This window comes from Azospirillum sp. OGB3, from assembly GCF_014192915.1.
In the GTDB taxonomy this organism is placed as follows: domain Bacteria; phylum Pseudomonadota; class Alphaproteobacteria; order Azospirillales; family Azospirillaceae; genus Azospirillum.
This window is the reverse complement of sequence record NZ_JACHYN010000006.1, coordinates 290,402-305,034: the sequence shown is the minus strand read 5'-3', so window position 1 is coordinate 305,034 and position 14,633 is coordinate 290,402. Positions and strand designations below refer to the sequence as shown.

General features: G+C 68.9%; 12 protein-coding genes. 8 read left to right on the top strand and 4 right to left on the bottom strand.

Translation table 11 applies throughout. The features are described 5' to 3' along the window. The first annotated feature begins 31 nt into the window (after positions 1-31). Both FHW79_RS15550 and FHW79_RS15545 read left to right on the top strand, forming a co-directional pair. Positions 32-715, top strand: a complete 684-nt coding sequence (locus FHW79_RS15550; RefSeq protein ID WP_183179754.1) for a hypothetical protein — start codon at positions 32-34, stop codon at positions 713-715. A 98-nt stretch (positions 716-813) separates the two neighbouring features. Further along, a complete protein-coding gene (locus FHW79_RS15545; protein WP_183179753.1) occupies positions 814-2,139 on the top strand; it encodes an exonuclease domain-containing protein in 1,326 nt (441 codons plus the stop codon). A 19-nt stretch (positions 2,140-2,158) separates the two neighbouring features. Here the strand turns inward: FHW79_RS15545 and FHW79_RS15540 are convergent, their stop codons facing one another. Continuing rightward, on the bottom strand, positions 2,159-2,626 hold the full coding sequence (locus FHW79_RS15540; RefSeq protein WP_183179752.1) for a YaiI/YqxD family protein: 468 nt from the start codon (positions 2,624-2,626) through the stop codon (positions 2,159-2,161). Between the two features lie 123 nt (positions 2,627-2,749). Between FHW79_RS15540 and ettA the strand changes: the two genes are divergently transcribed. Then, a complete protein-coding gene (gene ettA, locus FHW79_RS15535) occupies positions 2,750-4,426 on the top strand; it encodes an energy-dependent translational throttle protein EttA (RefSeq protein WP_119509319.1) in 1,677 nt (558 codons plus the stop codon). 51 nt (positions 4,427-4,477) lie between these two features. Here the strand turns inward: ettA and FHW79_RS15530 are convergent, their stop codons facing one another. The 3 genes from FHW79_RS15530 to FHW79_RS15520 form a co-directional block, all read right to left on the bottom strand. Next, positions 4,478-5,959: a pentapeptide repeat-containing protein gene (locus FHW79_RS15530; RefSeq protein WP_183179751.1), complete on the bottom strand. Its 1,482-nt coding sequence runs from the start codon at positions 5,957-5,959 to the stop codon at positions 4,478-4,480. 178 nt (positions 5,960-6,137) lie between these two features. Further along, the gene (locus FHW79_RS15525; protein ID WP_014240616.1) at positions 6,138-6,755 is read right to left on the bottom strand and encodes an ABC transporter substrate-binding protein; all 618 of its coding nucleotides are present in this window, start codon (positions 6,753-6,755) and stop codon (positions 6,138-6,140) included. 93 nt (positions 6,756-6,848) lie between these two features. Next, positions 6,849-7,625 carry a VacJ family lipoprotein gene (locus tag FHW79_RS15520; RefSeq protein WP_183179750.1) on the bottom strand — a complete coding sequence of 259 codons (777 nt, stop codon included), beginning with the start codon at positions 7,623-7,625 and terminating at the stop codon, positions 6,849-6,851. Positions 7,626-8,033: 408 nt separating this feature from the next. On the opposite strand from FHW79_RS15520, the gene FHW79_RS15515 reads away from it, so the two are divergent. From FHW79_RS15515 to FHW79_RS15495, 5 genes are all read left to right on the top strand, one after another. After that, the gene (locus FHW79_RS15515) at positions 8,034-9,017 is read left to right on the top strand and encodes a metalloregulator ArsR/SmtB family transcription factor (protein ID WP_183179749.1); all 984 of its coding nucleotides are present in this window, start codon (positions 8,034-8,036) and stop codon (positions 9,015-9,017) included. Then, complete coding sequence (metF, locus tag FHW79_RS15510; protein WP_183179748.1) at positions 9,014-9,895, top strand: methylenetetrahydrofolate reductase [NAD(P)H]; 882 nt, start codon at positions 9,014-9,016, stop codon at positions 9,893-9,895. The genes FHW79_RS15515 and metF overlap by 4 nt, the downstream gene beginning before the upstream one ends. A 53-nt stretch (positions 9,896-9,948) precedes the next feature. Then, entirely contained in the window at positions 9,949-10,422 is a 474-nt protein-coding gene (locus tag FHW79_RS15505) for a DUF29 domain-containing protein (protein WP_183179747.1), read from the top strand. 61 nt (positions 10,423-10,483) lie between these two features. Then, a complete protein-coding gene (metH, locus tag FHW79_RS15500) occupies positions 10,484-13,975 on the top strand; it encodes a methionine synthase (RefSeq protein ID WP_183179746.1) in 3,492 nt (1,163 codons plus the stop codon). A gap of 139 nt (positions 13,976-14,114) precedes the next feature. Beyond that, positions 14,115-14,609 carry a thioesterase family protein gene (locus FHW79_RS15495; protein WP_183179745.1) on the top strand — a complete coding sequence of 165 codons (495 nt, stop codon included), beginning with the start codon at positions 14,115-14,117 and terminating at the stop codon, positions 14,607-14,609. Positions 14,610-14,633: the final 24 nt, after the last annotated feature.

Here is a 14,633-nt window from a genome sequence, read left to right as displayed (position 1 = left end):
CGTCCAAACAACAAGGCAGGGGAGGGCATCCATGATCCGCACCATCTTCGGGGCTGGTATCGGCGCTGCGATGTCAGCGGCGGTTCTGCTGCCGGCGATGCCGGCACCAGCGCAGACGCCTGGCAATTCCACGGGCATGAGTTTTTTCATCACCAGCGTCGGATTGGGAAAGGGCGCCGACTTCGGCGGCCTGGAGGGTGCGGACCGCCATTGCCGGCAACTGGCGCAGGCCGTCGGGGCGGGGAACCGCGACTGGAAGGCCTATCTGTCCACCCAGGCGGCGGACGGCCGGCCCGCGGTGAACGCACGCGACCGCATCGGCGCCGGCCCCTGGCAGAACACGAAGGGGCAGGTGATCGCCCGTAATGTGGAGGATCTGCACGCCACCAACGGCCTGACCAAGCAGACCGGGCTGACCGAAACCGGCGAGACGGTCAAAGGCCGCGGCGACACCCCCAACACCCACGACATCCTGACCGGCAGCCAGCCCGACGGCACGGCCTTCGGCGATGCGGAGGACCGGACCTGCGGCAACTGGACCCGCAGCGGGACGGAGGGCGCCGCCATGGTCGGCCATCACGACCGCATCGGTCTTGGCGATGACCCGCCGGCCAAATCCTGGAACAGCTCCCATCTGACACGGGGCGGCTGCAGCCAGGACGCCTTGAGGAGCACGGGCGGTGCGGGGCTGCTCTACTGCTTCGCAGCGGATTAGCAGGGCAGGAGCGGGAGGGCTGACCCGCCCGCTCCCTTTCCGCCGGCATCCGGGAGCGTTACAGTCGCGCCATTCGTACGGTGTGTGGAGGCGGCCCGATGCGGGGCGGGGCGTGGCGTTCGGCGGTGTTGGGCTTTGCGGTGGCGGGCATGGCGCTCGCCTTCCTGGGGGTGGAGATCGGGCGGCTGGCCGTCGCCGACCCCGAGCGTTCGTTGCTGGACATGGGGGCGGTCGGGCTCGGCGTGCTGGCGTTGTGGATGGCCTTTGCCCGGCTGAACCGCCATTTCCGCGATCTGGATCGGCTGCGCGACACCCTGTCGGCGTGGCGCGGGCGCAGCGCCGCCTCCCTCGCCGCCGATGCGAAGGAGGACGAGGCCGGCGACCTCGCGCGGGCGGCGGCGGAGGCGCTGCGCCACGGCCGCCACGGCGAAAGCCGTCCGGGCGAGCGGCTGGCCGGCGTGATCGCCGCGCTGGAGGAACCGGTGGTGGTGCTCGACGATTTCGGGCGGATCGACACGCTGAATCCCGCGGCCTCGGCTCATCTCGGGTTGGAGGCCGGAGCCGACATCTACGACCACCTGTCGCGCCCCGAACTGTTCCGCGCCATCGAGCGGGCGCGCGAGGACGGCCAGATGGTCTCCGCCCTGCTGCGCCGCGCCCAGGGGGGAGAGGTGCCGGTGCGGGTCAAGGATCTGGGGCTCCAGTCGGGGATCGCCCTGGTTTTCCCGGCGAAGGCGGGGGAGGTGCCGCCGCGGCTGTCCGGCGAGCGGCGGCTTCTGCGCCCCAACGCCCGTCCCATCCATCTCGGCGACGAGGACCCGCTGCCCGCCCTGCCGATGGTCAGCCTGTGGGTCGCCACCGCCATGGCACCCGTCGCCGGGCGGGTAGAGGAGGGGCCGGTCGTCGCGGTCGGCACGGTGCGGATGGTGGGGCCGCGCGTCTTCCGCAGCCTGTCGCTGGAGCTGTTCATCGATCCCGGCGCGCCCATTCCGGCGGAGGGCACGGCGGTCCACGGCGTGACAGCGGCGATGGTGGAGGGCGCGCGCCCCTTCGCCGCGGCCTGGCCGGTGATCGCCGACGCCCTGCGCGGCTGCGCGGTGGTCGGCGTGGGGGTGGAGGCGTCGCTCGGCACGCTGGCCCGCGCCTGCCGCGACGCCGGCCTGCCGGAGCCGGAGGCACCGCCGACGCTCGACCTCGCCCGGCTGGCCGCGGCCCTCGATCCAGCGCTGGAGGGGGCGTCGCTGGATCGGCTGGCCGCCGCCTTCGGCATCGCAACCGACCGCCGCATGGGGCCCTTCGCCCCCGCCCTGGTCGAGGCGGAACTGGCCGCGGTTCTGCTGAAGCAGCTTGACCGGCGGGGGATCGCCACGCACGGGCAGGCGCGGGCCTTCGCCGCCGGTCAGGCCGGCGCGCTCCCCGAGTGAACCTTACCGGAGTGCCTCCTTACCGCCATTTCGGGCGCCGCCCGGCCTTCAGCGCCTGCACCGCCTGATCGAGCGTCTGCAGGAATTTCGACTTGTCCTGCTGGCTCATCGGCTTGTTGCCGCCGCTGACCACGCCCATGTCGCGCAGGTCCTGCATCAGCGCGCGGGTGGCGATGGCCGAGCCGATGCTGTCCTCGGTGAAGGGACGGCCGGTCGGGCCGATCACCACGGCGCGCTTCTTGACGCAGCGGTCGGCGAGTTGGATGTCGGCGGTGACCACGACGTCGGTCTCGGTCGCGTGCTCGGCGATCCAGTTGTCGGCGGCGTCGAACTCCGACCCGACGACGACCAGCTCCGACAGGCACTCGTTGGGCAGGCGGAGCGGGCCGTTGCTGACAATCCACACCTTGATTCCGTTGCGCCCGGCCACCCGGTAAATTTCCGACTTTACTGGGCAGGCGTCGGCATCCACATAAATCTCGACCACCCGGCCTCCCTCCTTCGCCGTTTCATGCCGCGTCCTTATGCGCTAAAACCCTGGGCGAGCGAAGTGGCGCCGCGGGTGGCGTCCTGGATTTTTCCTTTTTGTGCAGAAGGGTCGGAGCGGCGCATGGCGTCCTATCAATATGTCTATGTGATGAAGGGCCTGTCCAAGGTCTACCCCGGCGGCAAGAAGGTACTGGACAACATCTGGCTGTCCTTCCTGCCCGGCGTGAAGATCGGCGTCCTCGGCGTCAACGGCGCTGGTAAGTCGACCCTGATGAAGATCATGGCCGGCCTGGACAAGGATTATTCGGGCGAGGCCTGGGCCGCGCAGGGGGCCAAGGTCGGCTACCTGTCGCAGGAGCCGCAGCTCGACCCGACGAAGACGGTGCAGGAGAACGTCCTGGAGGCCCTGGCCGAGACCAAGGGCCTGCTGGACCGCTTCAACGCCGTGTCCGAGGCGATGGGCGATCCGGACGCCGACTTCGACGCGCTGATGGCCGAGCAGGCCGAGCTTCAGGAGAAGATCGACGCCGCCGACGCCTGGGACATCGACCGCACGGTCGAGATCGCCATGGACGCGCTGCGCTGCCCGCCGGGTGATTCCGACGTGACCAAGCTGTCCGGCGGTGAGCGCCGCCGCGTCGCGCTGTGCAAGCTGCTGCTCGAGAAGCCCGACCTGCTGCTGCTCGACGAGCCGACCAACCATCTGGACGCCGAATCCGTGGCGTGGCTGCAGAAGCATCTGGAGGACTACAAGGGCACCGTCGTCCTGGTCACCCACGACCGCTACTTCCTCGACAACGTCACGGGCTGGATTCTCGAACTCGACCGTGGGTCGGGCATTCCGTGGGAAGGCAACTACTCCTCCTGGCTGGAGCAGAAGCAGAAGCGCCTGGAGCAGGAAGGCCGCGCCGAGGAGGCCCGCCAGAAGCAGCTCGCCACCGAGCTGGAATGGATCCGGCAGTCCCCGCGCGCCCGTCAGGCCAAGAGCAAGGCCCGCATTTCCGCCTACGAGACCTTGCTGGCCGAGAGCGGCAAGGAAGCGACGGGCGAGGCCCGCATCGTCATCCCGACGCCGCCGCGCCTGGGCAACGTCGTCATCGAGGCCGAGAGCATCAACAAGGGCTTCGGCGACCGCCTGCTGATCGACGGCCTGTCCTTCCGCCTGCCGCCGGGCGGCATCGTCGGCGTGATCGGCCCGAACGGCGCCGGCAAGACCACCCTGTTCCGCATGATCACCGAGCAGGACGGGCCGGACGCCGGCACCTTCCGCGTCGGTGAGACGGTGAAGCTGGGCTATGTCGACCAGAGCCGCGATTCGCTGAACCCGAACAAGACGGTGTGGGAGGAGATCTCCGACGGGCTGGACGTGATCGACCTCGGCAAGAAGTCGATGCCCAGCCGCGCCTACGTCTCGTCCTTCAACTTCCGCGGTCCGGACCAGCAGAAGAAGGTCGGCCAGCTCTCCGGCGGTGAGCGCAACCGCGTCCACCTCGCCAAGATGCTGAAGTCCGGCGCCAACGTGCTGCTGCTCGACGAACCGACCAACGATCTGGACGTCGACACGCTGCGCGCGCTGGAAGAGGCGCTGGAGAGCTTCGCCGGCTGCGCCGTGGTCATCAGCCACGACCGCTGGTTCCTCGACCGCCTCGCCACCCACATCCTGGCCTTCGAGGGCGACAGCCATGTGGAGTGGTTCGAGGGCAACTTCGAAGCCTACGAGGCCGACAAGAAGCGCCGTCTGGGCGAGGATGCGGTGAACCCGCACCGCATCAAGTACAAGCCGCTGGTCCGCTCCTAAGCGGCTCCGGTGAACCCCCTCTCCCGCCTTGGGGGAGGGGGCGCCTTCCGGTCACCCTTCCAGCTTCTGATGCTCCAGGAACGCGGTCTTCAGGAGCTGCTTGAGATCGTCGCCATACTGGTGGAAGCGCACGGATACCTGGCCTTTCCCCGCGCCCTTGTGCACCACGACCATCCGCGCGGTGGCCATGACATCCTCCCGCCCGGTGATGGACAGGCGGCCTTCGATCGTCTCGCCCTCGGCAAACAGATCGTCCGGCGCGCAGAAGCTGACGCCACCGATTGACCAGTTGCGGGAAAAGTGGGCTCCGCGGTCGGTCTGGACGATCAGGCAGGGCTGCGCGTAGCGCTTCTGCGCCCGCCGCTCCATCGGCGCCGGTTGCGGCGGAGGCGCGGTGTCCACCGTCACCGTGATTCCCGTGCCATCGAGTTTCGCCCCGCCCAGCTTGGCCGAGCGGAGAACCGCGTTCTCCATCCGGGCGTCGCGCAGGTCGGCGCCGGTCAGGTTGGCGCCGTCGAAATTGGCCGGCCAGGGGCGGTCGCCGGACAGCCGGGCGGGACGGGCGTCGGCGCGCGCCAGGACGGCGCGGGACAGCCCGGCGCGGCGCAGGTTGGTGCCGTTCAGGCAGGCCTCCGTCAGGTCGGCCCCGATCATCTCGGTGTAGGAGAGGTCGGCCATCTCCAGGCTGGCCTTGCGCAGCCGCACACCCATCAGGCGGCAGCGGCGCAGCCGCGCCGCGGCGAGCACGCGCCCCGTGAGGTCGGCCCCGATCACCGACACGAGGTCGAGGTCGAGGTGGCGGCCTTCCGCCCCGTGGCTGTTCACCCACCGCTCATGCTCGGCGACAGCCTCCAGGAAGGCGCCCGACGGCATCGGCTTGTAGGCCGGCTTGACGATGGCGTTCTCGGGAAGGGAGGCGGGCAGGTAGTTGCGGTCGAGCGTCGCCTCGTCGATCGTCGTGCCGTCGAAGGTCACGCCGTCCAGCGTAGCGCCCCAGAAATCCGCGCCGACCAGAACGGCCGCGGTCATGTCGGCGCCCGTCAGATCGGCGTCGTTCAGATCGGCGCCGCTGAGGTCGCAGCCGGTGAAGTTCGCTCCGGCCAGGATGGAGCGCTCCATCTTCGCCTCGGTCAGGCGGGTGACGCCGTCGCTGCGCGGCTTGTCGCCCGTCCCGTTCATCAGCGACCCGGCGCGGAAGTCGGCGCCGCGCAGGTTCGCGTCGGTCAGGATGGCCCGGTGCAAATTGGCGCCGCGCAGATCCGCCCCGATCAGGGTCGAAGCGGTCAGGTTCGCCCCCTCCATGTCGGCGCCGAACAGGTCCGCCTGCGAGAGGTCGGCCCGGACGAGGCGGGCACCGACGAGATTGGCACCGGCCAGCTTCGCCCCGTTCAGATTCACCCGGTCGAAGTTGAGAGTCGAAAGATCACGGAAGCTGAGGTCGGCCCGCCGCCCGCCGCGGCGTGTCAGCCACGTCTGGTGGGCGAGGATGATCGCCTTGATCTCGTCGATCTCGTTCGGGGTCCGGTCGGCCATCGGATGGGGCGCCTGTTGCTGCGACACACAGGAGAGGCTTCGCGCGCGACCATACCTCTTCCGAAGGTGTTCGTCACGGAATCGCCGTTTGGACCATCATGAAAAAAGGGCCATGAAAAAAGGGCCGCCCGAGGGCGGCCCCTTAGATGGTCCGGTGTCAAGCGCGCGGAGCGATGGATCAGCCGGCGCTGCCAACCTTCTGGCGCAGTGCCTGGAGCAGACCTTCGACCCGACCACCGTTCTGGCCGATGACGGAGGCGAATTCCTGCCGCTGGGTCACGCCCATGCTGACGCCCTCGACCACCACGTCGATGATCTTGTAGGCCGTGTCGCGCTTGCGCACGCGCCAGTCCACATTCACCGGCGGGCCGTTGGGGCGGACGATCTGGGTCGTGACCATGGTGTCCGCCTCGCCCTCGACGCGCGACCCGGTGATCCGGAAGGTCTCGCCCGAATACTCGACGAAGCGGTCGGCGTAGGTGTTGACGATCAGCCGTTCGAACAGCTTCTGGTATTCATCGTGCTGCTGCGGCGTGGCGGAATTCCAGTAGCGGCCCAGCACCCAGCGCCCGATGTAGGCCACGTCGAAGCCCTGGTAAAGCAGGCCGCGGAAGCGCTGCACCGCCTGCTCGCGCGACAGGCTCTTGTTCGAGAAGGTGGCGACGGCCTCGTTCCCCAGCGATTGGATGAACGCGGTCGCGCCCGGATCAGCCGATTGTGCGGCGGCGGGACGGGCGGCCCAGCTGCTCACCGCGAGCAGGGCCGCGCACACGAGAAACAGGCGACGTGTCAGCATGGCAAGGCAAAAGTGGCTGCCGCGGGGGCTTTGTCAACACTCAATCGGTTAAAGGATCGAGCGCGTACGGTCGCACCGCGGCAGGCCCCCTCCTTATTTCTTGGCGGGTTCGTCGAAATCGGGGAATTCCGGCGTCGCCGGCGCGATGTCGTTGGCGATCGCGGCGCGGCGCTGCTGCGCGTAGAGGCTGCGGGCCGTCGCGTAGAAGTCCAGGGAGTTTTTGCGAAGGTCGTCAATCTCGCGCAGGAGCTGCGAGCGGCGGTCCAGGCCCGCGGCGGCGGTCCGACCGTACATCGCGTTGTCCGCCCCCGCGGCGTTGGTGCCGATGCGAAACGGGTCGGCAAGCGTGTCGACGCCGTAGCCCAGCGTGTCGCGGACGTTCGACGGGCCGAGGAACGGCAGCACCACATAGGGGCCGGGGCCGACGCCCCAGACACCCAGCGTCTGGCCGAAATCCTCCGGACGGTCGCCGATTCCGGCCTCCGTCGCCACGTCCGCGAGGCCGCCGAGGCCGAGGATGGTGTTGGTCATGAACCGGCCGGTGGCAACCTGAGCGCCCTCGAAATCACCCTGCAGCAGGTTGTTGGCGATGTAGAGCGGGCCGAGCAGGTTCTGCACGAAGTTGTGCACCGCCTGACGCAGCGGGTCGGGGACGACACCCACATACACTTCCGTCGCCGGGCGGATCAGCAGGATGTCCGCGGTTTCGTTGACGGCGAAGACGAATCGGTTGGGAATCTCCAGCGGATCGCTGACCGTGACGTCGGCTTCGCTGCTGCCGGGCGCGGTCGCGCAGCCCGCCATGCCGAGGGCGACGACGGCCGCGGCGGCCGAGCGAAGAAGGGAGCGGGAAAGGTTGGCCAGCTTCATCGGCGACGGCTCTTTCTGGGGACACGACTTTGGGCGGGGCATCCGATTCCGCGGCCCCGTCGCGCCACGTCGGAAGGTGTCGACCCCTCGCCGGGCGGCAACAGGCGCTGCCGGACAGGACATCGCCCGGAAAATCCGTGCGATCCCTTTGTTCCGTGCCTAACACAGGCGCCGCCTTTTGACCAGCGTGCCACGCGAGGTCACCATACGGATACCGCCCCATGTGGTAGGATTGCCGCGCCCTTCGCGTGCCGACCGGGCATTCCGTCAGCCGGTACCGCCCGATCGGAAGGGGGGCGGCGAAAACGTGTTTACGCTGCATAAAGATATCTTTATATCTGTATCCCGCATGGCGGGCCGCAGTGGCCGGCCGGCCCTTCGGGGCGATTCGGAACGGTGTCGGCGGTCATGGACGAACTGCTTGCGACATTGAAGGCGGCGGCGGAAACCACGCGGCTTCGGCTGCTGGCGCTGTGCGCCCATGGCGAGCTGACGGTGACCGAGCTGACCCAAATCCTGGGCCAGAGCCAGCCACGCGTGTCCCGCCATCTGAAGCTGCTATGCGACGCCGGCCTTCTGGACCGTTTCCGGGAGGGCACCTTCGCCTTCTACCGGCTGACAGAGCGCGGCGCCTCGGCGGAGCTGGCGCGGGTTCTGGTGGACGCCATTCCGTCCGACGATCCGACGCTGACGCTGGACCTGGAGCGGCTGGACGCGATCAAGCGCTCCCGCTCCGAGGCGGCGGCCAGCTACTTCCGCGAGAACGCCGCCCGCTGGCATGAAATCCGCTCCCTCCATGTCCCGGAGCGCGAGGTGGAGGAGGCGCTGCTGCGCCTGATCCCCGCCGACGGCATCGGCGATCTCCTGGACATCGGCACCGGCACGGGCCGCATGCTGGAGGTGTTGGGGCCACGCGCCCGGCGCGCCGTCGGGGTGGACCAGTCGCGCGAGATGCTGTCCATCGCCCGCACCAAGCTGGAGGACACGGCGCTCCGCCATTGCCACGTCCGGCAGGCGGACATGTATCAGCTTCCCTTCCCGTCCGGGTCCTTCGACGCGGCGGTCGTCCATCAGGTGCTGCATTTCGCGGAGTCCCCGGCCGATCTGCTGGCCGAGGCGGCGCGCGTCCTGCGGCCCGGCGGCCTTCTGCTGGTGGTCGATTTCGCTCCCCACGCCCTGGAGTCCCTGCGCGCGGAGCATGCGCACCGCCGTCTGGGCTTCTCCGACGCGGAGGTCGCCGCCTGGTGCCGCCAAAGCGGCCTGGACTGCGGTGCCGTCGTGCATCTGCCGGGCGAACCACTTACCGTATCCATCTGGCCGGCGCTGCGCGCCGCGAAGGGCGCATCCCCGGCCGATCCCTCCATCCTCTCCATCAGCGGAGCCCAGTCATGACGTCCGGCACCCCGTCGGTCAGCTTCGAATTCTTCCCGCCCAAGACGGAGAAGATGGAACAGAGCCTGTGGCAGGCGATCCAGCGCCTGGCCCCGCTCGGCCCGTCCTTCGTCTCGGTGACCTACGGGGCCGGCGGCTCGACGCGCGAACGCACGCACAACACGGTCACGCGCATCCAGAAGGAGACGGGCATCCCGGCGGCCGCCCACTTCACCTGCGTGGGCGCGACGCGCGAGGAGATCGACGCCATCGCCCGCACCTACTGGGACGCCGGCATCCGCCATCTCGTGGCCCTGCGCGGCGATCCGCCGGAGACCGAGGGCGGGGTTGGCGGGCGCTACGTGCCGCATCCCGGCGGCTACGCCTACGCCGCCGATCTGGTGGCGGGAATGAGGAAGGTCGCCGATTTCGAGATCTCCGTCGCCGCCTATCCGGAATCCCACCCGGAGGCGCCGAGCGCGCAATTCGACCTGGACAACCTGAAGCGCAAGGTGGACGCCGGGGCGACGCGGGCGATCACCCAGTTCTTCTTCGACAACGATGCCTATTTCCGCTTCCTCGACCGTTGCGCCGCCGCCGGCATCACCGTGCCGATCGTGCCCGGCATCCTGCCGATCACCAACTTCGCCCGCGCGGTGGAGTTCGCCGGCAAGTGCGGGGCGGCGATGCCCAAGCGCTTCGCCGAGACCTTCGAGGGGCTGGACGCCGATCCGGAGACCCGGCAGCTCGTCGCCGCGACCATGGCGGCGGAGCAGTGTCAGGCGCTCCAGGCCCAGGGCATCAGGGACTTCCATTTCTACACCCTGAACCGCTCGGACCTGACGGTGGCCATCTGCCGGATGCTGGGCGTCAAGGCGAAGCAGCCGGCGGTGTCCTGACCGCCCCCCTGTGCTAGGGTGTTGCGGATGATCGCGGTCGCGGAGGAAGGGCCATGGACAGCCGGATCGGCTACGACGACGACTTCTACGCCTGGACCCAGGAACAGGCCCGCCTTCTCCGCGAAGCCGCCCGCGAACGCCTGAACACGCCCATCGACTGGGAGCATGTGGCGGAGGAGATCGAGGACATGGGGCGTTCCGATGCCAAGGCGCTCGGCAGCGCCCTGAAGCGGGTGATCGAGCATCTCTTGAAGCTCGAACATTCGCCTGCGTCCGATCCCCGGCTGGGGTGGCGGGAGTCGGTGGTCAATCACCGCATCGCCGCCTGGGACGAGATCGACGCCAGCCCCAGCCTGCGCAGGAAAATCGACCTCGCGCGTGCCCACCGCGATGCCCGTCGCTTGGCCGTCCTTGGTCTCGCCCGGGATGGAGTTTCCGATGACGCCGTCCCGCAGGACTGCCCCTACACGCTGGAGCAGGTGCTTGACCACGACTGGTGGCCGACGAACCGCTACGGCCTCGCGTAAACCGCTGACTTCCTGACCCTTTCCGCCCGACCTTCCTTCCGAAACGGACCAGACCCTTCCCATGCCGCACATTCTCGACACTCTCCGCGACCGCGTCCTGCTCTGCGACGGCGGGTTCGGCAGCCGCATCCAGGCGCTCGACCTCGACGTCGAGAAGGATTACTGGGGGCACGAGAACTGCACCGACATCCTGCCGCTCTCGCGTCCGGACATCGTGCGGGAGATCCACCGCGGCTATTTCGAGGCCGGCGCGGACATGGTGGAGACGGACACCTTCGGCGCCTCCCCGGTGACGCTGGGCGAGTTCGGCATCTCCGAGAAGGCCTTCGAGATCAACCAGCGCGCCGTCGAGCTGGCGCGCGAGGCGGCGGAAACCTTCACGGACGGGCAGCCGCGCTTCGTCATCGGTTCGGTCGGGCCGGGCACCAAGCTGCCCAGCCTGGGCCACATCCCCTATCAGGACCTTGAGGACAGCTTCTTCGTCCAGGCGGCCGGCCTGATCGCCGGCGGCGCCGACGCCATCCTGGTCGAGACCTGCCAGGACCCGCTGCAGATCAAGGCCGCCGTCAACGGCATCAAGCGCGCCCGCGCCGAGGCCGGGTCGGACACGCCGGTCTTCGTCCAGGTGACGGTGGAGACCACGGGCACGCTGCTGGTCGGCACCGACATCGCCGCGGCGGCCACGGTGATCCAGGCGCTGGACGTGCCGCTGATGGGGCTGAACTGCGCCACCGGCCCGCTGGAAATGAGCGAGCACGTCAAGTGGCTGACCCAGAACTGGCCGGGCCTCGTCTCCGTGCAGCCGAACGCCGGCCTGCCGGAGCTGGTCGACGGCAAGACCCACTACCCGCTGCGGGCCGATGACTTCGCCCATTGGCTGGAGCGCTTCGTGACCGAGGACGGGGTGAACCTCGTCGGCGGCTGCTGCGGCACCAACGTCCCGCACATCGCGGCGGCGAACCAGATGCTGCGCAAGCTGGCCCCGGCCGGCTCGCACCGCCCGAACCCGAAGGGCCGCACGGTCCATTGGGTGCCCGCGGTCGCCTCGCTCTACTCGCAGGTCACGCTGCGTCAGGAGAACGCCTTCTTCGCCATCGGCGAGCGCTGCAACGCCAACGGCTCCAAAAAGTGGCGCGAGCTTCAGGAAAAGAACGACTGGGACGGCTGCGTCGAGATGGCGCGTGAGCAGGTGAAGGAAGGCTCGCACACGCTGGACGTCTGCACCGCCTTCGTCGGGCGCGACGAGGTGGCGGAGATGAAGGCCGTCGTGCAGCGCTTCGCCGGTTCGGTCACCGCCCCGCTGGTCATCGACTCCACCGAATACATCGTGCTGGAGAAGGCGCTGGCGCTCTACGGCGGCAAGGCGATCATCAACTCCATCAACTTCGAGGACGGCGAGGAGCCGGCCCGCAAGCGTCTCGCCCTCGCCAAGAAGTTCGGCGCGGCGGTGATCGCGCTGACCATCGACGAGGAGGGCATGGCAAAGACGCCGGAGCGCAAGCTCGCCGTCGCCAAGCGCCTCTACGACCTCGCGGTCAACGAGTTCGGTCTGCCGGCCCACGACCTGCTGTTCGACCCGCTGACCTTCACCATCGCCACCGGCAACGAGGACGACCGCAAGCTGGCCATCTGGACGCTGGAAGGCATCGAGGCGATCAGCCGCGAGATGCCGGGCTGCCAGATCATCCTGGGCCTGTCCAACGTCTCCTTCGGCCTGAACGCGGCGGCGCGCCATGTGCTGAACTCGGTCTTCCTCGACCACGCGGTGAAGCGCGGCATGACCGGCGCCATCGTCCATGTGTCGAAGATCATGCCGCTGCACCAGATCCCCGAGAAGGAGGTCAAGACCGCCGAGGATCTGATCTTCGACCGCCGCGCGGAAGGGTATGACCCGCTCCAGGCCTTCATCGCGCTGTTCGAAGGCCGCAAGGCCGCGGACGCCAAGAAGAAGGCCCGCGCCGAGACGGTCGAGGAACGGCTGAAGGAGCGCATCGTCGACGGCGACCGTACCGGGCTGGAGGACGATCTCGCCGAGGCGATGAAGACCCATTCGCCGCTGGAGATCATCAACACCTACCTGCTCGACGGCATGAAGGTGGTGGGCGAGCTGTTCGGCGCCGGCAAGATGCAGCTTCCCTTCGTGCTCCAGTCCGCCGAGACCATGAAGGCCGCCGTGGCGTGGCTGGAGCCGCACATGGAGAAGCTGGACGGCCAGCAGAAGGGCACCATGGTGCTCGCCACCGTGAAGGGCGACGTCCACGACATCGGCAAGAATCTCGTGGACATCATCCTGACCAACAACGGCTACAAGGTGGTGAACCTGGGCATCAAGCAGCCGGTCGGCGCGATCATCCAGGCGGCGAAGGAGCACAAGGCCGACGCCGTCGGCATGTCCGGCCTGCTGGTGAAGTCCACCGTCGTCATGCGCGAGAACTTGGAGGAGATGACCCGCGAGGGGCTGGAGGTGCCCGTCCTGCTCGGCGGCGCCGCGCTGACCCGCGCCTATGTCGAGACGGACTGCGTGGCCTCCTACGGCTCGGGCCGCGTGGCCTACGCCGGCGACGCCTTCGACGGGTTGACCCTGATGGATCAGGTGGTGGGCGGCAGCTTCGACCAGCAACTCGCCATCCAGCAGGCCAAGCGGGCGGGCCGGGCGGTCAACCGCCGCCGCGTGCTGGGGCAGGCGACCAGCGCCACGGTCGGCCCGGTGGACAAGGACGCCGCCCGCGCCCGTCGCGCCCGTCTGGCCGAGGGCGTGCCGGTGCCGACGCCGCCCTTCTGGGGGCCGAAGGTGATCGAGCATGTGCCGCTGAAGACGCTGGTGACCTACCTGAACGAGCGGATGCTCTACCAGCTCCAGTGGGGCTACCGGAAGGACGGCAAGTCCTTCGAGGAGTTCAAGGAGTGGGCGAAGAAGGAGCTTCGCCCGGTGCTCGATCGCATCCTTCAGATCGCCGCGAAGGAGGAGATCCTGCGGCCCCAGGCGGTCTACGGCTACTGGAAGGCGGCGGCCGACGGCAACGACGTCATCCTGTTCGCCGAGAACGGGACCAGCGAGGTCGCCCGCTTCACCCTGCCGCGTCAGGCCAAGGAGGACGGCGAGTGCATCGCCGACTTCCTGCGCGACGTGAACGACGGCGAGCGCGACGTGCTGGGCCTGCAGATCGTCACCATGGGCCAGCATTGCGCCGAGGTGGCGCGGGACTGGTTCGCCGAGAACCGCTACCAGGACTATCTCTACCTGCACGGCCTGTCGGTGGAGATGACCGAGGCCATGGCGGAGTACGTCCACGCCCGCATCCGCGCCGAGCTGGGCTACGGCGCCGAGGACAGCCGCGACAAGGAGAAGCTGCTGCAGCAGGCCTACCGCGGCAGCCGCTACAGCTTCGGCTACCCGGCCTGTCCGAATCTCGCCGACCAGGAGCAGCTTCTGACGCTCCTCGACGCCGGGCGGATCGGCGTGGAGATGTCCGACGAGCACCAACTCCACCCGGAGCAGAGCACGTCCGCCATCGTCCTGCACCACCCGCGGGCGAAGTACTTCAGCGTGTGATGCGGGCCGCCTGAACCGGAGCATCGCCTCCTTTCCCGCGCTGATGGGGAAGGGGGCGTCTTCCGTTTGGCTCGAACCGGCCCGGTCGACCTTCCAAGCCGGTTCCCAAAGCGTGGCGGCATCGCTTATCCTTGAGGGCATGAACCATTCGCCCACCCCGCTTCGCCTGCACCGGGAAACCGTCCGCCCGGAGTGGATCGACTACAACGGCCACATGAACGTGGCCTATTACCTGCTTGCCTTCGACCACGCGACCGACGCCGTGCTCGACCATTTCGGGATCGGCAAGGCTTACGCGGAGGGGGAAGGGCGGTCGATGTTCGCGGTGGAGGCGCACCTGACCTACGCCCGCGAGGTGACGGAGGGCGACGGGCTGACCTTCACCTCGCTGGTCCTGGGCGCGGACGCCAAGCGGCTGCATCTGTTTCACGAAATGCGCCATGAGGAGGACGGCTTCCTCGCCGCCACGGCCGAATTCGTCCTGGTCCATGTCGATCTGGCGGAGCGCCGGTCGGTGCCGCTGGCTCCGGACGCCGCGGGACGGCTGGCCCGCACCGCGGCCGAGCATGCCGCCCTGCCGATGCCGCCGCAGGCGGGGCGTTCGGTCGGGCTGCGCGCGCCGAAGGGGGCGTGACGGCAAGTCGCGGCCCGCCACCGC

Coding starts and splice junctions, on each gene's coding strand:
- FHW79_RS15505 (WP_183179747.1), top strand. CDS start 9,949: ATGGACAGCCGGATCGGCTACGACGACGACTTCTACGCCTGGACCCAG.
- FHW79_RS15545 (WP_183179753.1), top strand. CDS start 814: ATGCGGGGCGGGGCGTGGCGTTCGGCGGTGTTGGGCTTTGCGGTGGCG.
- ettA (WP_119509319.1), top strand. CDS start 2,750: ATGGCGTCCTATCAATATGTCTATGTGATGAAGGGCCTGTCCAAGGTC.
- FHW79_RS15525 (WP_014240616.1), bottom strand. CDS start 6,755: ATGCTGACACGTCGCCTGTTTCTCGTGTGCGCGGCCCTGCTCGCGGTG.
- metF (WP_183179748.1), top strand. CDS start 9,014: ATGACGTCCGGCACCCCGTCGGTCAGCTTCGAATTCTTCCCGCCCAAG.
- FHW79_RS15515 (WP_183179749.1), top strand. CDS start 8,034: ATGGACGAACTGCTTGCGACATTGAAGGCGGCGGCGGAAACCACGCGG.
- FHW79_RS15530 (WP_183179751.1), bottom strand. CDS start 5,959: ATGGCCGACCGGACCCCGAACGAGATCGACGAGATCAAGGCGATCATC.
- FHW79_RS15520 (WP_183179750.1), bottom strand. CDS start 7,625: ATGAAGCTGGCCAACCTTTCCCGCTCCCTTCTTCGCTCGGCCGCCGCG.
- FHW79_RS15495 (WP_183179745.1), top strand. CDS start 14,115: ATGAACCATTCGCCCACCCCGCTTCGCCTGCACCGGGAAACCGTCCGC.
- FHW79_RS15550 (WP_183179754.1), top strand. CDS start 32: ATGATCCGCACCATCTTCGGGGCTGGTATCGGCGCTGCGATGTCAGCG.
- metH (WP_183179746.1), top strand. CDS start 10,484: ATGCCGCACATTCTCGACACTCTCCGCGACCGCGTCCTGCTCTGCGAC.